General features: G+C 74.2%; 18 protein-coding genes. 12 read left to right on the forward strand and 6 right to left on the reverse strand.

Annotated elements, in window-relative coordinates; translation table 11 throughout:
- Positions 1-999: biotin carboxylase N-terminal domain-containing protein (locus tag I4I78_RS15205; RefSeq protein WP_218611973.1), on the reverse strand; the 999-nt coding region annotated here is incomplete at its 3' end.
- A 113-nt stretch (positions 1,000-1,112) separates the two neighbouring features.
- On the opposite strand from I4I78_RS15205, the gene I4I78_RS15210 reads away from it, so the two are divergent.
- The 6 genes from I4I78_RS15210 to I4I78_RS15235 are packed head-to-tail and all read left to right on the forward strand — an operon-like array spanning position 1,113 to position 7,843.
- Positions 1,113-2,678 (forward strand): acyl-CoA carboxylase subunit beta, encoded by a 1,566-nt coding sequence (locus I4I78_RS15210; RefSeq protein ID WP_218611974.1) that lies wholly within the window; start codon positions 1,113-1,115, stop codon positions 2,676-2,678.
- Positions 2,675-3,442, forward strand: coding sequence for an enoyl-CoA hydratase/isomerase family protein (locus I4I78_RS15215; protein WP_218611975.1), 768 nt, complete (start codon positions 2,675-2,677; stop codon positions 3,440-3,442). The genes I4I78_RS15210 and I4I78_RS15215 overlap by 4 nt, the downstream gene beginning before the upstream one ends.
- Before the next feature lie 2 nt (positions 3,443-3,444).
- The gene (locus I4I78_RS15220) at positions 3,445-4,278 is read left to right on the forward strand and encodes a nuclear transport factor 2 family protein (RefSeq protein ID WP_218611976.1); all 834 of its coding nucleotides are present in this window, start codon (positions 3,445-3,447) and stop codon (positions 4,276-4,278) included.
- A 39-nt stretch (positions 4,279-4,317) separates the two neighbouring features.
- On the forward strand, positions 4,318-5,613 hold the full coding sequence (locus tag I4I78_RS33845) for a cytochrome P450 (protein ID WP_218611977.1): 1,296 nt from the start codon (positions 4,318-4,320) through the stop codon (positions 5,611-5,613).
- Complete coding sequence (locus I4I78_RS15230) at positions 5,613-5,813, forward strand: ferredoxin (protein ID WP_218611978.1); 201 nt, start codon at positions 5,613-5,615, stop codon at positions 5,811-5,813. The genes I4I78_RS33845 and I4I78_RS15230 overlap by 1 nt, the downstream gene beginning before the upstream one ends.
- Positions 5,810-7,843, forward strand: a complete 2,034-nt coding sequence (locus I4I78_RS15235; protein ID WP_218611979.1) for an NAD(P)/FAD-dependent oxidoreductase — start codon at positions 5,810-5,812, stop codon at positions 7,841-7,843. The genes I4I78_RS15230 and I4I78_RS15235 overlap by 4 nt, the downstream gene beginning before the upstream one ends.
- A gap of 157 nt (positions 7,844-8,000) precedes the next feature.
- Here the strand turns inward: I4I78_RS15235 and I4I78_RS15240 are convergent, their stop codons facing one another.
- Positions 8,001-9,611: an NAD(P)/FAD-dependent oxidoreductase gene (locus tag I4I78_RS15240; RefSeq protein ID WP_218611980.1), complete on the reverse strand. Its 1,611-nt coding sequence runs from the start codon at positions 9,609-9,611 to the stop codon at positions 8,001-8,003.
- 286 nt (positions 9,612-9,897) lie between these two features.
- On the opposite strand from I4I78_RS15240, the gene I4I78_RS15245 reads away from it, so the two are divergent.
- The 4 genes from I4I78_RS15245 to I4I78_RS15260 all read left to right on the forward strand — a co-directional run bounded on the left by I4I78_RS15245 (position 9,898) and on the right by I4I78_RS15260 (position 13,908).
- Positions 9,898-11,241 carry an SLC13 family permease gene (locus tag I4I78_RS15245; RefSeq protein WP_218611981.1) on the forward strand — a complete coding sequence of 448 codons (1,344 nt, stop codon included), beginning with the start codon at positions 9,898-9,900 and terminating at the stop codon, positions 11,239-11,241.
- Positions 11,242-11,325: 84 nt separating this feature from the next.
- A complete protein-coding gene (locus I4I78_RS15250; protein WP_308252128.1) occupies positions 11,326-12,204 on the forward strand; it encodes a hypothetical protein in 879 nt (292 codons plus the stop codon).
- A gap of 167 nt (positions 12,205-12,371) precedes the next feature.
- On the forward strand, positions 12,372-13,376 hold the full coding sequence (locus I4I78_RS15255; RefSeq protein ID WP_218611982.1) for a TerC family protein: 1,005 nt from the start codon (positions 12,372-12,374) through the stop codon (positions 13,374-13,376).
- Between the two features lie 217 nt (positions 13,377-13,593).
- Complete coding sequence (locus tag I4I78_RS15260) at positions 13,594-13,908, forward strand: hypothetical protein (protein WP_218611983.1); 315 nt, start codon at positions 13,594-13,596, stop codon at positions 13,906-13,908.
- A 13-nt stretch (positions 13,909-13,921) separates the two neighbouring features.
- Here I4I78_RS15260 and I4I78_RS15265 read toward each other — a convergent pair whose 3' ends face one another.
- Positions 13,922-14,287 (reverse strand): antibiotic biosynthesis monooxygenase family protein, encoded by a 366-nt coding sequence (locus tag I4I78_RS15265; protein WP_308252129.1) that lies wholly within the window; start codon positions 14,285-14,287, stop codon positions 13,922-13,924.
- Positions 14,288-14,310: 23 nt separating this feature from the next.
- Positions 14,311-15,816 carry a carboxylesterase/lipase family protein gene (locus tag I4I78_RS15270; protein ID WP_218611984.1) on the reverse strand — a complete coding sequence of 502 codons (1,506 nt, stop codon included), beginning with the start codon at positions 15,814-15,816 and terminating at the stop codon, positions 14,311-14,313.
- 151 nt (positions 15,817-15,967) lie between these two features.
- On the opposite strand from I4I78_RS15270, the gene I4I78_RS15275 reads away from it, so the two are divergent.
- The gene (locus I4I78_RS15275) at positions 15,968-16,930 is read left to right on the forward strand and encodes a YafY family protein (protein ID WP_218611985.1); all 963 of its coding nucleotides are present in this window, start codon (positions 15,968-15,970) and stop codon (positions 16,928-16,930) included.
- Between the two features lie 6 nt (positions 16,931-16,936).
- On the opposite strand, the gene I4I78_RS15280 is transcribed toward I4I78_RS15275, so the two are convergent.
- On the reverse strand, positions 16,937-18,088 hold the full coding sequence (locus I4I78_RS15280; RefSeq protein ID WP_218611986.1) for a sorbosone dehydrogenase family protein: 1,152 nt from the start codon (positions 18,086-18,088) through the stop codon (positions 16,937-16,939).
- A 114-nt stretch (positions 18,089-18,202) separates the two neighbouring features.
- Between I4I78_RS15280 and I4I78_RS15285 the strand changes: the two genes are divergently transcribed.
- The gene (locus I4I78_RS15285) at positions 18,203-18,874 is read left to right on the forward strand and encodes a DedA family protein (protein WP_218611987.1); all 672 of its coding nucleotides are present in this window, start codon (positions 18,203-18,205) and stop codon (positions 18,872-18,874) included.
- 20 nt (positions 18,875-18,894) lie between these two features.
- On the opposite strand, the gene I4I78_RS15290 is transcribed toward I4I78_RS15285, so the two are convergent.
- Positions 18,895-19,860: an asparaginase gene (locus I4I78_RS15290; protein ID WP_218611990.1), complete on the reverse strand. Its 966-nt coding sequence runs from the start codon at positions 19,858-19,860 to the stop codon at positions 18,895-18,897.
- Positions 19,861-19,880: the final 20 nt, after the last annotated feature.

A 19,880-nucleotide genomic window follows, 5' to 3' on the forward strand; every position in this document is an offset into this window, starting at 1 on the left:
GACGCCGTCGGGGGTGAGGGTGAGCGCGCGGCCGTCGGCGACGCGCAGCTGCTCGGCGACCAGGTCGACGCCGGTGACCAGCTCGGTGACGCCGTGCTCGACCTGCAGGCGGGTGTTCATCTCCAGGAAGAAGAAGCCGTCCGGGGTGACCAGGAACTCCACGGTCCCGGCGCCGGTGTAGCCGACGTGGCGGGCGATCCGCACGGCGGCGTCGGTCATGGCGGCGCGCAGGTTCGGGGCCAGGTCCGGGGCCGGCGCCTCCTCGATCAGCTTCTGGTGCCTGCGCTGCACCGAGCAGTCGCGGTCGCCGAGGGTGAGGACGGTGCCGTGGGTGTCGCCCAGGATCTGAACCTCGACGTGGCGGGGCCGGGGCAGGTAGCGCTCCAGGTGCACCTCGGAGCGGCCGAACGCGGCGGCGGCCTCGCGACCCGCCGAGGCGAGCGCGTCGTCGAGCCCGTCGACGTCGGCGACCACGCGCATCCCCCGCCCGCCGCCGCCGAACGACGCCTTGACCACCAGCGGCCAGCCGACGCTCTGCGCCGCCGCGACGACACCGGGCCGGTCCGCGACGTCGAGGGCGCCGGTGCCGGGCGGGACCGGGACGTCACAGGCGACCGCGACCGCGCGGGCCGCGACCTTGTCGCCCATCTGCGTGATCACCTCGGGCGACGGGCCGACGAAGACCAGCCCGGCCGCACCGACCGCCGCGGCGAACCCGGCGTCCTCGGAGAGCAGCCCGTAGGCGGGGTGCACCGCGTCCGCGCCCGCCGCCTTCGCCGCGCCGAGCAGCGCGTCGGCGTCGAGGTAGGACGCCCGCGCGGGCGCCGGCCCGATCCGGTGCGCCTCGTCGGCGAGCCGCACGTGCGGGGCGTCGGCATCCGCGTCGCTGTAGACCGCGACGGCACGTAGTCCCAGCTCACGGCAGGCGCGGACGATCCGAACCGCGATCTCCCCGCGGTTGGCGACCAGGACGGTCCGGATGCCCAGCGTCTCGGCCACGGGGCCTCCTCGTCCGTTCGGTGCGGTGCGCGTCGGGGACTGTCTACCAACCGACCGTCTGATAGTCTAGCGTCACCGGCGGGACGAACGACCGGCTCACCGGAGGAGGGCGCGTGACGGCGAGCGACACCAGCATGGACGGGCGGCTGGCCGTTCTGCGCGAGCGGCGCGCCCGCGCGCTGGAGATGGGTGGACCGGAGGGTCTGCGCCGGCACCGCGAGTCCGGGCGCCTGCCCGTCCGCGAGCGCGTGGACATGCTCGTCGACCCGGGCTCCTGGTTCGAGATCGGAGCGCTCGCGCTGCCCGAGCGCCGCACCGCCAAGCACATCCCGGGCGACGCCGTCGTCACCGGTTTCGGCCTGCTCGACGGACGCCGGATCGGCGTGATCGGCATCGACGCCAGCGTCGTCGCGGGCACCACCGCGCCGGTCAGCATGCGCAAACAGGGACGTCTGATCGAGCACGCGCAGCGCCACGGCTTCCCGCTGGTGCTGCTCTGCGACGCCGACGGCGGCCGGATGCCCGACGTGTCCGGCTGGCGGTTCTCCGGGCTGCCGCTGGACTTCACCTCGTTCCTCAAGCCAGCCCCCGGGGCGCCGGTCGTCCCGCGCGCGGCCGCGGTGCTCGGGCCCAGCTACGGCGACTCCGCGCTGCACGCGTCCACCGCGCACTACGTGGTGATGGTGCGGTCGGCGTCGATCGCGCTGTCCGGGCCGTCGGTGGTCGAGCCCGCGATCGGGGAGAAGGTCACCGACGACGAGCTGGGCGGCCCGGCCGCGGCGACCGAGGCCGGCAACGCGCACCTCGTCGTCGACACCGAGGCCGACGCGATGGACGCGGTCGCCGCGTTCCTGTCCTATCTGCCCCAGAACTCGCGGCTCCCCGCGCCGGTCGCACCGGCGCGACCGCCCGGCCGGGACCCGGCCGAGCTGGCGACGCTCGTGCCGACCGGCTCGCGCGCCGGCTACGACATGCGTGACGTGTTCGCCTGCCTGGCCGACGAGGCCACCGTCCTGCCCTGGGCCGACGGCTGGGGCTCGAGCCTGCTCACCGCGCTGGCCCGGATCGAGGGCCGCCCGGTCGGGCTGGTCGGCAACCAGCCGATCGTTCGGGCCGGCGCGCTGGACCCGGCGGCGCTGGCCAAGGAGCGCGCGTTCGTGGACCTGTGCGACACGTTCGGGCTGCCGCTGGTGTTCCTGCACGACGTGCCCGGGCTGATGATCGGCACCCAGGCCGAGAGGGCGGGCATCCTGCACGGCTACGAGGCGCTGGTCTCGCGGATCGCCGAGGCGCGCGTGCCGAAGGTCGGCGTGGTGCTGCGCAAGGCCTACGGCGGCGGGCACTTCGCGATGGGCGGGCGCCCGACACAGCCGGACTTCCTCTACGCCTGGCCGACCGCGGAGCTGGGGTTCATGGCCCCGGAGACGGGTGTCCGCACGATCCACCGGCGCCGCCTGGAGACCGTGCTCGCCGAGCAGGGCCCGGAGGCGCACGCGGCGCTGGTCGACGAGCTCACCGCGGAGTGGATCAGCGAGGCGGAGCCGTGGGAGGCCGCGGCCAACCTGTCGCTCGACGACGTCATCGAGCCGGCGGCCACCCGGCACGTGGTGGCCACCAGCATCGAGATCGCCCGGGGTGGATCGGATCCGGGTGGATCGGGCACGGGAGGTCGGCAGTGACGAACCTGAGGGTCGAGGTCGACGGTGCGGTCGCGCTGTTCGTGATCGACGCGCCGGAGAAGCGCAACGCGATGGGCGCGACGTTCTGGCCCGAGCTGCGCGAGGCGTTGCGCACCTGCGAGGCCGACGACGGCGTGCGGGCGGTGGTGATCACCGGAGCCGGGGAGAAGGCGTTCTCCGCCGGGGGGGACATCGCGAGCTTCGCCGAGCTGGGCGACGCGACCGCCAAGCGCGCGTTCCAGCGGGACTGCATGCGCACCTTCGCGGCGGTCGAGGAGTCGCCGCTGCCGGTGGTCGCCGCGGTGCACGGCTACGCGATGGGCGGGGGCTGCGAGCTGGCACTGGCCTGCGACGTCGTGCTGGCCGCCGACACCGCGCGGTTCGGGATGCCGGAGACCGCGGTCGGGCTGGTCCCCGGGTTCGGGGTGCTGCGCGCGCCGTCGGTGATCGGGCGGCACTGGACGAAGCTGATGATGTTCGCCGGGGAGCAGGTGGACGCCGAGACCGCCGTCCGGATCGGGCTGGCGCAGAAGCTGGTCCCGGCCGCGGAGCTGATGGCCGAGGCCCGCAAGCTGGCCGAGCGGATGGCGGCCGCGGCGCCGGTGGCCGTCGCGACAGGGAAGGGCCTGGTCAACCGGGGCGTGGACCGGGGCGAGTTCGACCACTCCACGGCCGCGCTCACGATGCTGCACTCCACACGCGACGCCGCGGAGGGGATCGCCGCGTTCGTCGGCAAGCGCCCGCCACGGTTCGAGGGGCGGTAACCGTGCAGGACCCCTTCGTCGCGCTGATGCGCCGCTACGTCGTGGACTACACCAACCGCCAGGACACCGGCGTCTGCGCCGAGATCATGGAGCCGGACTACACGCTGCGGATGGGTCCGCACGAGGTGTCCGGGCGCGACGAGGCCTACATCCCGGCGTCGCGCAGGCAGTTCACGCAGTTCCCGGGGCTCGGGCTGACCGTGCACGAGGTCGTCAGCAACGGCGAGCGGCTGGCCCTGCGGTTCTCCGAGCACGGCGCGTCACAGCGCCACGGCGGCGGCGCCGCGGCGTGGACCGGGCTCGGGCTCTACCGCTGGAACGGCACCCGGCTGCAGGACAACTCCGTCGAGCAGGACTACCTGTCCCGGCGCCGCCAGCTCGCCTCCGGTGCGCCGGCGACGGTCGGGGCACCGGCCGTCGCGCCGTGGGACACCCCGGCCCGGGCGGCGGACCCGGCGGCCGAGGCCGTGGTGCGCGCGTGGATCGCGGCGGGCCTGCCCGCCGGCGGCCCGGCCGGGATCGGCTCCGCGACCGTTCACGCCGATCTGACCTGGGACGACGGCGGACCGGGCAGCGGACGCGCGGTGCTGGCCGACCCGGCGTCGGTCGTCGACGACCTGTTCTCGGCCGGGGATGCGGTGGCGTTCCGGCTGACCTGCCACGGCCGCTACGCCGGCGGCCTGGACGACGTCACCGACGCTCCCTCGGGCACCCCCGCGACGCTGCACCTGGTCGGGCTGGTGCACGTCCGCGCAGGGCAGGTGACGTCCGGGCACCTGGTGCGCGACCGCCTCGGCGCGGCCCGCGCGCTGTCGCCCGCGCCCGCCCGCAGCTGAGACCCGACACCCGCCGCGACAGAGGACGAGGAGGCTCCCGTGACCGGTGCGATCGCCGACGACCTGCTGACCGCACAGGCCAGCGCCGACCCGTACGCCGTGTTCGACGCGCTGCGCCGCGAGGACCCGGTGCACTGGAGCGGGCCCCACCGCGCGTGGCTGGTCACCCGCTACGCCGACGTCTCCGCGGCGTTCGCGGACAAGGCGCTGTCCAACGACCGGGTCCGCCCGGTGCTGGCGAAGCAGCGGGAGGAGCGCGAGCGGAACGAGAACCAGCACGGTGCGCGGCGGGCCGAGGCGGGCGGGGACGACGGACGCCCGGCGAGCGCGTCGGAGCGGGTGCTGGCGCTGATGTCGGGCTGGATGGTCGTCTCCGACCCGCCCGTCCACACGCGACTGCGCAAGCTCGCCGCGGGCGCGTTCAAGGGCCAGCGGATCGCCGTGATGGACGCCCGGATCACCGCACTGGTCGACGAGCTGCTCGACGGGTTCCTGCGCGGGTCCGGGGAGCAGGACCTGATCAGCGAGGTCGCCTACCCACTGCCGGCGACGGTGATCGCGACGATGCTGGGCGCGCCGCCGTCGGACCGGGACCTGTTCCGGGAGTGGTCCGACGAGCTGGCGCTGGTCGCGTTCGGCACCGGTGGCGCCGCCCGCGCCGAGCGTCACGAGCGGGCGCTGCGCGGGCTCAACGAGATGGACGCCTACTTCCGCGGCCTCGTCGCGCAGCGCCGCGCGGAACCGGGCGAGGACATGCTCAGCGCGATGATGAGCACCGATGAGAGCGACACCCAGACGTCGAGAGATGGGCTCTCCGACGACGAGCTCGTCGCCATGTGCGCGCTGCTGCTGTTCGCCGGGCACGAGACGACCACGAACTCGATCGCCAACGCCACCCTGGCGCTGCTGCGTGACCCGGCCGCGCTCGCCGCGCTGCGCGAGGACCCGTCGCTGCTCAACACGGCCGTCGAGGAGCTGTTGCGCTACGACGGCCCGATCAAGGTGATCAACCGGTGGGTGGTTGCGGAGACCGAGCTCGCCGGGCGCACGATCCTCCCGGGGGAACGGGTGCACCTGGTGCTGGCCTCGGCCGACCGGGACCCGGACAAGTTCGCCGACCCGGACACCCTCGACCTGACGCGCAGCCCGAACCCGCACGTCGCGTTCGGCAAGGGCATCCACGCCTGCATCGGCGCGCAGCTGGCCCGGATGGAGACCCGGATCGCGGTCGGCCGGATCGTCGAACGCCTGCCCGGCCTCGCGCTGGCGCGGGAGCCGGTGTGGAAGGACGCGCTCGCGTCGCGGTCGATGGAGACGCTGGTGGTGACGCACTGATGCGCATCGGGGTCGACTCGAACGTCTGCGAGGCGCACGGGCAGTGCTCGGTCGTCGACATGGACCTGTTCCCGCTCGACGACGACGGCTACAGCGCCGTCGGGCCGGACGCGACCGTGCCCGAGGGCGAGGAGGACGTCGCCCGGATCGGGGTCGAGTCGTGCCCGGTGCGGGCGTTGTCGGTGCTGGAGCAGGAGTGAGCACCGCCGACGTGATCCCTCCCGCGGAGGCGGCCGGGAACACCGCCGACGTGATCCCTCCCGCGGAGGCGGCCGGGAACACCGCCGACGTGATCCCTCCCGCGGAGGCGGCGAACAACACCGCGCACGACGTGCTGTTCACCCCGGTCGCGCTCGGGCCGCTGATGCTGCGCAACCGCCTGGTGATGGCGCCGATGGGCACCTGCCTCGACTCCTCCGGTCACATCACCGACGACACGATCGCCTACTACGTGCGGCGCGCGCAGGGCGGCGTCGGCGCGATCACCGTCGAGGGCTGCCTGGTCTCGGCCGACACCGTCGGGCCCGAGCCGAAGATCTGCTCCGACGAGTACCTGCCCGGCCTGCGCACGCTCGTCGACGCGCTCGCCCCCTACGACGTGACGGTCGGGGTGCAGCTCATGCACCCGGGACGCCAGGTCGTCGAGGGGCCGTCGGTCGCGCCGTCGCCGGTGCCGCTGAACTCGCACGCGCCCGTCCCGCACGAGCTCGCCACCGGCGAGATCGCGGCGATCGTCGCCGACTACGCCGACGCCGCCCGCCGCGCCCGCGACGCCGGGTTCTCCTTCGTAGAGGTGCACGGCGCGCACGGCTACCTGCCCTCGAACTTCCTGTCCCCGCAGCACAACCACCGCACCGACGCCTACGGCGGCGACCTCGCCGGGCGGGTCCGGTTCTCGGCCGACGTGGCGCGCGCGATCACCGGCGCCGTCGGGCCGGGGATGCCGCTGGTGTGGCGGATCAACGGCTCCGATGCCGAACGCGACGGGCTCGGTCTCGCCGAGGCCGTCGAGGCCGCGCGGGCGATCGTCGACGCGGGCGCGTCCTGCATCTCGGTGACGGCCGGGACCTGGCTGTCGCTACAGGTCACGCTCGCTCCGATGTCGACCCCCCGCGGACACATGCGACGGTTCGCGGCCGCGGTGCGCGCCGCCGTCGACGTGCCGGTGATGGCCGTCGGGCGCCTCGACGACCCGGACACCGCCGCCGAGGTGATCGCCTCCGGCGAGGCCGACATGGTCCTGATCGGACGCGGCCTGATCGCCGAGCCGGACTGGCCGGACCTCGTCCACACCGGACGCCTGGACGAGCGGCGGCCCTGCATCGCCTGCAACGCCTGCGTCGACCTGGTCGGGCGCGGCGAGCGGGCGCGCTGCGCGGTGAATCCGGAGGCCGGGCGCGAGCGGGAGTGGGCACTGAACCCGGTGGCGACCGGGCGCCGGGTCATGGTCGTGGGGAGCGGGCCGGCCGGGATGGAGGCCGCACGGATTGCGCGGCTGCGCGGGCACGAGGTGTCGATCTGGGAGCGCGACGGCGAGCTCGGCGGCAAGCTCGAGGTCGCCGGACTCGCCCCCAGCAAGCACGAGGTGCTGCGCTACAAGGTGTTCCAGGCGGCGAGGCTGCGCACGCTCGGCGTCGAGATCCACACCGGCGCCGAGGTGGACGCCGCGACCGTCGCCCGGCAGCGCCCGGACGTCGTGGTCGTCGCGACCGGGGCGGACCCGCTGGTGCCGCCGATCCCGGGCATCGACGGCCCGCACGTGCACGACGCGCAGAAGCTCCTGCGCGGCGACGTGGACGTGCCGGCCGGGGCCCGGGTGGTCGTCGTCGGCGGCAGCGCCACCGGCTGCGAGACCGCGGAGCTGATGCGCGAGCGCGGCGCAGAGGTGGCGATCGTGGAGATGGCGCGCAGTATCGGACGCGGCATCGAGGCGATCACCCGACGTCAGATGGTGCGCTCGCTGCGCCACGACGGCGTTCAGGTGCTGACGGGCGCCACCGTGGTCGGGATCGAGCCCGGCGTCGTGCGCTACACCGACACCGAGGGCGTCGAGCAGGAGCTGCCCGCCGACGTCGTCGCGCTGGCGATCGGGTGGCGCCCGTCCGGCGAGACGTTCGCCGGCCCGCTGGTCGAGGCCGGGGTCGAGGTCCGGATCCTGGGCGACGCGGACACCCCCGGCGACTTCGTCCGCGCGATCAACACCGGCGCCGACGCGGCCCTCTCGATCTGACGCATCCCGGACAGCAGCGACCGGGACTCTCGTCGCAACCCGTCCGACGGGAGTGCCGCTCGTCCACCGGGGACGGGGCGGTGCGCGGTGGTGCACCGCCGGTGCGGGGTACGACGCTGTACCCGCCGCACCGACGGCGGTCTCGGGGCGGGGCGGGTCAGCTCAGCGCGAAGCCCTCGTAGCCGTTGCGCGCGATCTCGGTGATCCGGTCCGCGTACGGGCCGACGCCGCCGATGTAGGCCATGAACACCCGCGGTTTGCCCGGCACGTTCGAGCCCATGTACCAGGAGTCCGCGGTCGGGTAGAGCGTGTGGTTGCCGACCTCCTCGACGTGGGCGACCCAGCCGTCCTCGGCGTCGGTGGTCGCGTCGATCTCGGTGTGGCCGTGCTCGCGCAGGTAGGAGACGGCGTCGGTGACCCACTCCACGTGCTGCTCGATGGAGACGATCATGTTCGAGAGCACCGACGGGCTGGACGGCCCGGTGATCGTGAACAGGTTGGGGAACCCGGCCACGGCCAGCCCCAGGTAGGAGCGCGGGCCCTCGCCCCACTTCTCCTTCAGCGCCACCCCGCCCTTGCCCCGGATGTCGACCGCGGTCAGTGCGCCGGTCATGGCGTCGAAGCCGGTGGCGAACACGATCGCGTCCACCTCGTAGGTCGCCTCCGAGGTCCGGATGCCGGACTCGGTGATCTCCTGCAGCGGCGTCTTGCGCAGGTCCACCAGGTGCACGTGCTCGGCGTTGAACGTCTCGTAGTAGCCGGTGTCCAGGCACGGCCGCTTCGTGCCGTACGGGAAGCTGGTCGGGCACAGCGTCTCCGCGACGTCCGGGTCGTGCACCTTCGCCCGGATCTTGTCCCGGACGAACCCGGCCGCCGTGTCGTTGGCCTCCTTGCTGGTCAGCGTGTCGGTGTAGGCCGCCAGCACGCCGACCAGGTTGCCCTTGTCCCAGCCGTCCTGGTACTTCGCCGTCCGCTGGGCCTCGGTGGCCTCCATCGCCGCCTGGGTGGGCTCGGGGACCGGGACCCCGAAACCGGACGCGCGCTGCGCCGAACGCCACTCGCGGTAGTTCTCCTTCATGTCCGCGACCTCCTGGGCCGCGAGCGGGCGGTTGCCGGCCGGCATGGAGAAGTTCGGGGTGCGCTGGAAGACCGTCATCTCGCTGGCCTGCTCGGCGAGGATCGGGATCGACTGGATGCCCGAGGAGCCGGTGCCGATCACCCCCAGCCGCTTCCCGGTGAGGTCCACGCCCTCGTGCGGCCAGTGCCCCGTGTGGTAGGTCGGGCCCTGGAACCGTTCCGCCCCGGGGACCTCCGGCGCCTTGGAGACCGACAGGCACCCCGTCGCCATGATCAGGAACTGGGTGTCGAGCACGTCCCCGCCGTCGGTGGTCACCATCCAGCGCCTGGACCTCTCGTCGTAGACGGCGCTGGTCACGCGGGTGTCGAACGAGATGTCACGCAGCAGGTCGAACCGGTCGGCGACGTGCTCGACGTAGCGCAGGATCTCGGGCTGGGTGGGGTACTTCTCGGTCCAGGTCCACTCCTGCTCGAGCTCGGGGGAGAACGAGTAGGAGTAGGACAGGCTCTCGACGTCGCAGCGGGCGCCCGGGTAGCGGTTCCAGTACCAGGTGCCGCCCACGCCCTTCGCGGCCTCGACGACCCGCACGCCGAAGCCGAGGTCGCGCAGTGTCTTGAGCTGGTAGAGCCCGGACAGGCCGGCCCCGACGATCAGTGCGTCGAGCCGCGGGCTCGTATCGGCCTCGCTCATCGTCGTACTCCTCCCCGCGGCCCCCGGGGAGGCCGCGAACTGCGCCGTTGCAGGGGTGTCGGGCTCGGGGCGACGGCATGCACCGGGCTCGCCGACCGTATGACGGGGGACACACCGCCGTCACTACGGTGGACGAGTGAATCGGACGACCGTTTGGGAGGTGCTGTCGCGGGAGTCGGCGCCGTGAGCGGCGACGTCCGAGATACCCCTCTTGCTCACGATGTGGGTCATTCGTCACGATGTACCGGGCCCGGAGCCGGGCGGACCGTCGAGCAAGGGAGCACGCATGGGTCCGGAGATCATCTCGATCCTCGTCCTGGTGGTGATGTTCGTGATCGCCACGACGATGCCGGTGAACCTGGGGGCGCTGGCGCTGGTGGGGGCGTTCGGGGTCGGGATGCTGGTCCTCGGCCTGGACGCCGAGCAGGTGATGCTCGGGGTGCCCGACGGTGACGAGATCACCGGCGGCTTCCCGGGCGACCTGTTCGTGCTGCTGGTCGGGCTCACCTACATGTTCGCGCTGGCGACCGCCAACGGCACGGTCGACCTGCTGGTGCACGCCTCGATGCGGCTGGTCCGCGGCCGGGTGGCCCTGGTCCCGTGGGTGTTCTTCTTCCTGACCACCGGACTGTCCGCGATCGGTGCGCTGTTCGCGGTCGCGATCGTCGCGCCGCTGGCGATGCCGTTCGCGCGCCGTCACGGGATCAGCCTGCTGCTGATGGGGATGATGGTCGTGCACGGCGCGCTCGGCGGGGCGTTCTCGCCGATCAGCGTCTACGGCGCGTTCGTCAACGAGACGATGGTCGGCAACGGCCTGCCGAGTAGCCCGGCCACCCTGTTCCTGACCCCGCTGCTGATCAACATCGTGATCGGGGCGGTGATCTACGTCGTGCTCGGCGGATGGGGGCTGCGCGGGCGCAGGGCCGTCATCGCGGCGAACGGTCCGGCCGAGGACGGGGTGGCCGAGAACGCCGGGGGCGGCCCCGCACCGGACGGTGCCGGCGGCGCGACGACCGTCGTCGCGGCGCCGCCCGCGGTGGGCCGCGAGCAGGTGGTGACGCTGGTGGGACTGCTGGTGCTCGCCGTCGGCGCGGTGTCCGGGCTGGACGTCGGCGTGCTGTCGGTGACGATCGCGGTGGTGCTGCGGCTGCTCGCCCCGCGCCGCCCGGACGTCGTCGCGCAGGTCAGCTGGTCGACCGTGCTGCTGATCTGCGGTGTCATCACCTACGTCGGGGTGCTCACCGCGGCCGGGACGATCGAGTTCGTCAGCTCCGGGATCACCGCGATCGGCGCGCCGCTGCTGGCCGCGCTGCTGCTCTGCTACCTGGGCGGAGTGCTCTCGGCGTTCGCGTCGTCGGTGGCGATCCTGGGGGTGGCGATCCCGCTGGCGTTGCCGTTCCTGCAGCAGGGCGACGTCTCCGCGGTCGGGATGGTGGCGGCGCTGGCCGTCGCCGCGACGGTCGTCGACGTCAGCCCGTTCTCGACGAACGGGGCGCTGGTGCTGGCGAACGCGCCCGCCGACGTCGACCGGGACCGCTTCTACCGGCAGATGCTCGCCTACGCCGGGATCGTCGTCGTGGCGGGCCCGCTGCTGGCGTGGGCCGTGCTGGTCCTGCCCGGTCTGCTGTAGACCGGCGGCGCCGGGGCGCCGGCAGGGACCCCGTCGTGGATCACATCCGGCCGCCGGGGTGCCCGCGCGATAGCGTCACCGCCCGTGGATGCACGCGAATCCGGGCGGATCGCCCGACGTCTCGAGCCCTTGCACGCGATGGTCTACTTCGCACCGGAGGCCGAACCGCGCTACACCGAGGCCGGCCTGGAGCCCGGGCGGATGGGCTACTTCGCCGGTCGCGCCGCTCCGATGGGCGCGGTGTCGGCGTCGGTGGTCACCGCGACGTTCTACAACTTCAGCGGCGAGCTCGTCGCCTCGGCCGTGCCGAAGGCATGGACGCTGGCCGACCCGGCCACCCTGGTCGCGGCCCGCTTCGAGATCGTCGACGCGGCGCTGCGCCGGCTGCTCGGCGACGACGGCGTCGCCTCGCCGGAGGTGGCCGAGGCGGCCGGGCTGGCCCGCACCGCGGCCGAGGCCGTGACGCCGGACGGGCGCCCGTTGGCCGCCGGGCACCTGGACCTGGCCTGGCCGGACGCGCCGCACCTGGTGCTCTGGCACGCGCTGTCGATCCTGCGCGAGCACCGCGGGGACGGGCACGTCGCGCTGCTGGTCGAGGCGGAGCTGTCCGGGCTGGAGGCGCTGCTCACCGCGACCGCCACCGGTACCGGGTTCGTGCCCGGGTTCGCCCGTGCCAGCCGCGGGTGGTCGCGCGAGCAGTGGGCCGCGGGCATCGCCGGGCTGCGCGAGCGCGGCCTGCTCGACCCGGACGCGGAGCTGGAGCTGACCGCGGCGGGGGAGAAGCTGCGCGACCGGATCGAGGACGACACGCACCGCCTCGGCGGCCCGCCGTGGAGTGCACTCGGTGCCGAGGGCGCGGCCCGGCTGGGCGAGCTGGGCGCCGGGCTGGTCCGGACCGCCCTGACGAACGGCGCCTTCCCCGCCGAGGGTGTCTTCGCCCCCGCGAGCGGCCGCGCCGGCTGATCCCGCCCCGAGTCCCGGAGCCCCGCGTCTGGAGCCCCGCGTCGTGGAGCCCTGATGCCGGTCTCCGGCGCTGGTGGGCGCGTCACGGCTCCACGACGCGAGGGAAGGTTTGTCCGGTATCGTGCGGCGCGCGCGGGCGCGGGTGCGCGCAGGGATGAGGGGTACCGATGCTGGACGTCAGCGGGGTCGAGTGGGCGGTCCTGATCGGGGTGATCATCGCGCTGCTCGCGATCGACCTGATCCAGGCCTGGCTGCGCCCGCACAAGGTCGGGTTCAAGGAGGCGACCGCCTGGTCGCTGTTCTACATCGGCGTCGCGATCGCGTTCGGCGTCGTGTTCGGCCTGACCCAGGGCTGGACGTTCGGCACCGAGTACTTCGCCGGCTACATCGTCGAGAAGAGCCTCTCGGTCGACAACCTGTTCGTCTTCGTGATCATCATGACGACGTTCGCGGTACCGGAGAAGCACCAGAACAAGGTGCTCGTGTTCGGCATCCTGCTGGCCCTGGTCATGCGGGCGATCTTCATCCTGCTCGGTGCCACGCTGCTGAACCTGTTCTCGTTCATGTTCCTGGTGTTCGGGCTGCTGCTGATCTACACGGCGGTGCAGCTCTACCGGCACCGTGACGAGGAACCCGACATCGAGGACAACGCCGTCGTCAAGGGCGCCCGGAAGCTGTTCCCGGTCTCCGACGAGTACGACGAGGGCAAGCTGTTCACCAGGGTCGACGGCAAGCGCCTGGCGACCCCGCTGTTCCTGGTGCTGGTCGCGATCGGCGGCATCGACCTGCTGTTCGCGCTCGACTCGATCCCGGCCGTGTTCGGCGTGACCGAGGAGCCCTACATCGTCTTCGCGGCGAACGCGTTCGCGCTGCTCGGCCTGCGTGCCCTGTTCTTCCTGGTGAAGGGGCTGCTGGACCGGCTGGTGTACCTCTCGGCCGGACTGGCGATCATCCTGGGCTTCATCGGGGTGAAGCTGATCCTGCACTGGGCGCACGAGGACATCTCGACCTCGGTGCCGGAGATCTCGACGCCGATCAGCCTCGGCGTCATCGTCGTGGTGCTCGCCGTCGTCACGGTGGCCAGCCTGATCAAGACCCGCAACGACCCCTCGGCGCGGGCGAAGCCGGGCTCGCTGCGGGCGGCCAAGCAACGCGACCCGGAGTCGCACTGACCCGCGCCCCGCACACCGGCCCGCGGGGTGTGGCGGGGAGCACGAGTTGCTACGGTGACGCCGTGAGGACGCGCGGACGGGCGATTACCCGGCGCGCCGGCTGAGCCAGGACGCCGGCGCGCAGCGGTTCGCCGCGCGCTCCCGCGCAGGACGCGGGCAGCCGCCGTCTGCGGGTCCTGGCCCGGTGGCCGACACCCGCTCCCACCCGGAGGTCCCCGTGACCAGCTCCATGCTCACCCGACCCGACTCGCCGTCCGCGCCTGCCCGGCAGGAACCTGGGGCCCCGTCGCCCGAGGACGGGTGCGTGCACCTCGACCTGGAGCTGTGTGCGCCCGGCACCACGCTGGACGCCCTGGCGAAGATCGTGACGATGCTGCGCGGACGGCGGTGGGACGTCCGCGCGGTGGACGCCGACCTCGACGCCGGGGTGGTGCGGCTGCGCGTCCGGACCGATCGCCCCGAGCTCCTGCGCGGTCAGCTCGAGCGCGTCGCGGTCGTGGGCGCGGTGGTGGGCGCGGTCCGCACGCCCTGAGCGGACCGGCGTCTCAGGTCCGGGTCAGGCCGGGCCCGCCGAGCGGGCTGACCTCGATGTACTCCGGCGCCCCGGCCAGCAGTTCGAGCACCGCGCCGAGGCCGGCCTCGCCCAGGTCGCGGTTCAGCGCCGCGTCCGACGACGCGGCGTCGGCCCAGACCTCGGTGACCCACACGACGTCGGCCTCGTCCGGCGACGCGTTGACGATGTAGGCCTCGCAGCCCGGTACCTCACCCATGCCGGCGGCGACCGTCAGCAGGTTCCGCGCGAGGTCGTCGCCGCGCCCCTCCTGGGCCGTCATCCGCACGTAGCGGCCCACCCGTTCCGGCCCGGGCCGGGGTGCGCCGTTCGGTCCGTTCTCACCGGTGGTCGTCTGCACGCCCTGGACCGTAGCGTCGCCGCTCAGATCACCGGCGGGGTGGGTTCGGCCACGAGCGTGTCGGCGTCGCCGTCGAACCGCATCAGGTGCGGGTCGGCACCGTCGCGGGCGGGCCAGCCCGGGTCGCCGGTGGCGGCGAAGTCGACCCAGGCCCGGTGCATCCGGGTCGACAGCTCCGCCGGGGGCGTCTCGCCGGGCAGGCCGTCCGGGGCGGCGGCGCGGTCCAGGGTCCCGAACACGAACGGCAGCTCCAGGGCGTGGCAGGCGCCGAGACGTCCGTCGCAGGCCGGGGAGCGCCAGGCGAACTCGTAGCCGAACGACGCCCCGGTGTGAGCCTGCAGCACCCGCCGGGTCGGGCCGGTGAACACCAGCTCGGTGAGCACCCGGGCGTAGCGCTCGCCCGCCGTGCCGGCACCGGCCCCGTCCATCAGGGTCCCGGCGTCCGGGCGGAGCACGCCCAGGGCGGTCCGCGCCTGGTCCTCGGTCAGCGCGTCGAGCAGCCCGGTGGGGGCCAGGTAGAGGTTCATCTCCTCGGCGTTCGACCCGGCGAGCACGTCCACCCGCGCCGATGCGCCGTCGCGCAGCGCGTCGAGCGGGGACCGGGGGAACACGTCGTCACCGAGCACCGGCAGGAACCCGGTGATGCCGAAGCCGGGCTCGGTGCCGTCGGGTTCGCGCAGGTCCGGGCGTTGGCCGGGAGTGTCGACGCGGCCCTGGGCTGCGGCCAGGTCGGCCACGGCGACCCCGCGCAGCCCGTCCGCGTCCGCGGTGACGCCCAGGTCCGCGGCGATCCGGTCGAGCACGGGAGCGACCCGGTCGGCGCCGGCGCGCGCCATCTCCGCGCCGCCGGACTCCAGGATCGCCCGGCGGAACAGCCCCTCCGACAGGGGCGAGCCCAGCAGCAGGCCGATGCTCATCGCCCCGGCGGACTCGCCGAACACCGTCACCAGGTCCGGGTCGCCGCCGAACGCGGCCGCGTTGTCGCGCACCCAGGCCAGCGCGGCGAGCTGGTCGCGCAGCCCGACGTTGGTGTCCCCGCCGGGCACCGGCAGGAAGCCCTCGGCCCCGAGGCGGTAGTTCACCGAGACCAGCACGACCCCGGAGCGGGCGAAGGCCTCGCCGTCGTAGACGCCGGCCGAGCCCTCGCCTGCGACGAACGCGCCGCCGTGCAGGAACACCATCACCGGCAGCCCGCCCGCGCCCGGGTCGGGCGTCCAGACGTCGGCGGTGAGGTAGTCCGGGCCCGGCCGCCAGCCGGTGCCGATCACCGGGGACATGTCCAGGCCGCCCGCGACCTGGCGGACCGGCTGCGGCGCGTTCGGGCCGACCCCGCCGCCGGCCTCGCGGACGCCGTCCCAGCCCGGCACCGGGGCGGGCGCGACGAAGCGCAGCGGCCCCTCCGGCGGCGCGGCGTAGGGGACCGACCGGAAGCGCACCACCGGGTCCGAGCCGGGCGAGCCGTCGATGCGGACGCCGCGGACCTGCCCTGCGGTGGTGCGGACGACCGGGGTGGCGGCCGGGTCGGTCATGCGGTCTCCTCGTTCGTACGGATCGTCATGATCGAGATGTGACCACAAGAATCGATCACTCCGTTCCCGGTCTACTCCTGGTGGCCGCCGCTGTCCGCCCCCGGCCGGGTCGAGGACCGGAACTGTCCTCGATCTGCGCGAGAATGACGGTGTGAAGGAGACATCGGCCCGGCTGCTGCGGCTGCTCGGACTGCTGCAGGTACCCCGCGAGTGGACCGGGACGCTGCTCGCCGAGCGCCTCGACGTGGACGTCCGGACGGTGCGCCGCGACGTCGACAAGCTGCGCAGCCTCGGCTACCCGGTGCACTCCACACCGGGTGTGACCGGCGGCTACAAGCTCGGTGCCGGGGCCGCGCTGCCCCCGCTGCTGCTCGACGACGACGAGGCGGTCGCCGTGGCGGTCGGCCTGCGCACCGCGGCCGGCGGCACGGTCGCCGGCATCGAGGAGACGTCGGTGCGCGCCCTGGTCAAGCTGGAGCAGGTGCTGCCGAACCGGTTGCGCCGCCGGGTCGCGGCCCTCGGCGCGGCGACCGCGACGCTGGTCAACCGCGGCCCCACCGTGGACGCCGACGACCTGTCCGCCGTCGCCGCGGCGTGCCGCGACCACGAACGCCTGCGCTTCGACTACACCACCGGCGGCGGGGAATCGGCCCGCCGGCTGGTCGAGCCGCTGGGGATGGTGCACACCGGCCGTCGCTGGTACCTGGTCGCCTGGGACACCGACCGCGACGACTGGCGCACGTTCCGGGTGGACCGGATGACGCTCAAGCTCCCGGCCGGGCCCCGGTTCACCCCGCGCGAGCCGCCGGAGGGCGGGGCGGCGGCGTTCGCCCAGCGCGGGATCAGCACCGGCGCCTACCGCTACCGGGCCACGGTGCGGCTGCACGCCCCCGTCGACGACGTCGCGCAGTGGGTGAGCCCGGCGACGGGCACCGTCGAGGCGATCGACGAGCACACCTGCCTGTTCGTGACCGGCTCGAACAGCCTGGACGCGCTCGGGGTGTGGCTCGGCGCGTTCGGCGTGGACTTCGACGTCCTGGAGCCTCCGGAGCTGCTGGAGCACCTGCACGTGCTCGCTGCGCGGTTCACCCGCGCCGCAGGCCCACCCCCGTGACCCGGATCAGGTCAGGGGGACGACGACGATCCGGTCGTCGTCCGGGCCGGGGGAGCCGCGGCCGTCCCGGTTGCTGGTGGTGACCCACAGCGCCGAGCCGTCCGGGGTCGCGGTGACCGCGCGGATCCGGCCGAACCGACCGTCCAGCAGGGCACGCGGTTCGCCGGGGGCGCCGTCGGCGGTCAGCGGGATCTGCCAGAGCCGCTCGCCGCGCAGGGCGCTCATCCACAGCGCACCCCCTGCGGCGGCCATCCCGCTGGGTGAGGCCTCGTCGGTGGGCCAGGTGAGCAGCGGGTTCGTCAGGTCCGGGCGGTCGCCGATGCCCTCGACGTCGGGCCAGCCGTAGTTTGCGCCCGGCGTGATCAGGTTCAGCTCGTCGACGGTGTTCTGGCCGAACTCGGCGGCGTAGACCCGCCCGCCCGGGCCGAACGCGATGCCCTGCACGTTGCGGTGCCCGAGGCTCAGCACCGGGGTGCCGAACGGGTTGCCCGGGGCCGGGGCGCCGTCCGGGGTGACGCGCAGGATCTTCCCGCCCAGGTCGTCGCGGTCCTGCGACGGGCTGCGCCGGCCGGCCTCACCGGTGCCGATGTGCAGCATCCCGCCCGGGCCGAACGCGAGACCGCCGCCGTTGTGCACCGAGCCCGCGTTGATCCCGGCGACCAGGACCCGCTGCGCGGCGCCGTCGACCGTGCCGTCGGCGGCCACCCGCAGCGCGACGACCCGGTTGTCGGACCCGGAGGTGTAGTAGACGGCGACCGTGCGGTCGGTGGCGAACCGCGGCGAGACCGCGATGCCCAGCAGCCCGCCCTCACCGCGGGCCACGACCCCGGCGACGGTGCCGACCGGGGTGACCTGGCCGCCCGGGGCGACCCGCAGGATCCGGGCCGTCTCGCGTTCGGTGACCAGCGCGTTCCCGTCCGGGAGGAACGACACGCCCCACGGGACCTCGAGCCCGGACGCGAGCACCCGAGGGGTCCCCGCCTCGCGCTGCGGGACGGGCCGCGCCGCCGGGGCCGGGGCTGCGGATTGTGTGCGTCCGCTCGGGTCCCCGCCGGCGGGGGCCGGTGCGGCTGCCGGCGCCGCCGGAGATCCGGCGCAGCCGGCCAGGAGCACGCCGAGTGCGACGACGACCACGGCCCGCCGGAACGGAAGGTGCATATCGGGCACGCTACGCGGATCGGCGCGGGTGGGCGTCCGAGCACCCGGTCACGGCCGCGACCACGACGACGGCACACTGGTGCGCGTAGGAGCCGAGATCGACAGGGGGCCGGCGTGACCGTCGACGACATGTTGCAGGTGATCCCGCCGGTCGCGGTGTACCTGCTGACCGGCGTCGTGATCGGCCTGGAGAGCCTGGGCATCCCGCTGCCCGGCGAGATCGTGCTGGTCAGCGCCGCGCTGCTGTCCTCGCGCCCGGAGATCGACGTCGACCCGCTCTGGGTCGGCGTGGCCGCGACCACCGGTGCGGTCGTCGGTGACTCGATCGGCTACGCGATCGGGCGGCGCTACGGCATGCCGCTGTTCGGCTGGCTGGGCAGGCGGTTCCCGAAGCACTTCGGGCCCGGGCACGTCGCGGTCGCCGAGCGGCTGTTCGGCCGGTGGGGCATGGGCGCGGTGTTCTTCGGCCGGTTCGTCGCGCTGCTGCGGATCTTCGCGGGGCCGCTGGCCGGCGCGCTGCGGATGCCGTACCAGAAGTTCCTGGTCGCGAACGTGGCCGGCGGGATCTGCTGGGCCGGGGGCACCACCGCGGGCGTCTACTACCTGGGCCTGGTCGCCGAGACCTGGCTCAAGCGCTTCTCCTGGGTCGGCCTGGTCGTCGCGGTGCTGGCCGGGTTGGGCGTGACCCTCTGGATGCGCCGTCGCACCCGCAGCATGGTGCGCGAGGCGGGGGGTGCCGCCGTCGTCGACGGGGATGGCACCGCGCCCGGGAACGTCACCCCGTAGGGGGCCGGAGCAGGCCGGGTTCAGAGCTCGGCGGTGATCCGCCCGACCGGGGCCCCGTGCCCGAGGACGTCGGTGCGACCCAGCTCCGCGACGGCCTCCGACCCGGCACCGAGCCGTCCCAGTGCCGCCGCGACGACGGCCGGGACCGCCCGGGACGAGCCGTCGAGCACCTTGAGCGCGAACGCCCGCCCGTCCGGCAGGGCGCCGGCGAACACCCCCTCCGCGCCGTCCTTGGCGACGAGACCGGGGACGGTCTCGCAGAACCGGGTGACCGGACGTCCGGTCCCGCCGACCCACCACGGGTGCGCCCGGACGGCGTCGGCGACCCGGCCCTCCGGGGTGCCCGGTGCGGCGGTCGCGATCCGGGCGAACGCGCGCGCCAGCCCGGTCGTCGTGGCCGAGAACAGCGGTGCCCCGCAGCCGTCGACGGTGAGGTGTTCCGCGCCGTCGCCGGTCAGGTCCGCGACCGTGGACCGGATCAGCCGCTGCAGCGGGTGCGACGGGTCCCGGTAGCCCTCGGTGGGCCACCCGGCCGCGACGCAGGTGGCCAGCATCGCCGCGTGCTTGCCCGAGCAGTTCTGCGCGATCGACGACGGCGGGTGCCCGCCTGCGCTCCTCTCGGCGCTGATGCTCGTTCCGCCTGCGCTCCTCTCGGCGAGCGGGAGGTCCGGCGTGTTGTCCAGCGCCGACTCCTCCAGCCCGGCCCCGGCCAGGATCCGGCGCACCCCGTCGAGGTGCTCCGGCTCGCCGCTGTGGCTCGCCGAGGCCAGGGCCAGCAGCTCGCCGTGCAGGTCGAGCCCGGCGCGCAGCATCGCCACCGCCTGCACGGGCTTGAGCGCCGAGCGCGGGAACATCACCTCGTCCGGGTCGCCGCGGCGCCCTGTGGCATGCCCGGTGTCGTCGAGGAGTACCAGGTGTCCGAGGTGCACCGACTCCACCAGGTCCCCGCGTACGACGTGGGCCAGCGGGCGGGCGTTGCGGTCGATCGTCACGGCCCCGACGCTAG

Origin of the sequence: Pseudonocardia sp. KRD291 (assembly GCF_019263595.1) — a bacterium.
GTDB lineage: Bacteria > Actinomycetota > Actinomycetes > Mycobacteriales > Pseudonocardiaceae > Pseudonocardia.

Excerpts from the sequence above, each read along its gene's own strand:
- I4I78_RS15230 (WP_218611978.1), top strand. The coding sequence starts at position 5,613 with ATGCGCATCGGGGTCGACTCGAACGTCTGCGAGGCGCACGGGCAGTGC.
- I4I78_RS15240 (WP_218611980.1), bottom strand. The coding sequence starts at position 9,611 with ATGAGCGAGGCCGATACGAGCCCGCGGCTCGACGCACTGATCGTCGGG.
- I4I78_RS15245 (WP_218611981.1), top strand. The coding sequence starts at position 9,898 with ATGGGTCCGGAGATCATCTCGATCCTCGTCCTGGTGGTGATGTTCGTG.
- I4I78_RS15255 (WP_218611982.1), top strand. The coding sequence starts at position 12,372 with ATGCTGGACGTCAGCGGGGTCGAGTGGGCGGTCCTGATCGGGGTGATC.
- I4I78_RS15270 (WP_218611984.1), bottom strand. The coding sequence starts at position 15,816 with ATGACCGACCCGGCCGCCACCCCGGTCGTCCGCACCACCGCAGGGCAG.
- I4I78_RS15280 (WP_218611986.1), bottom strand. The coding sequence starts at position 18,088 with ATGCACCTTCCGTTCCGGCGGGCCGTGGTCGTCGTCGCACTCGGCGTG.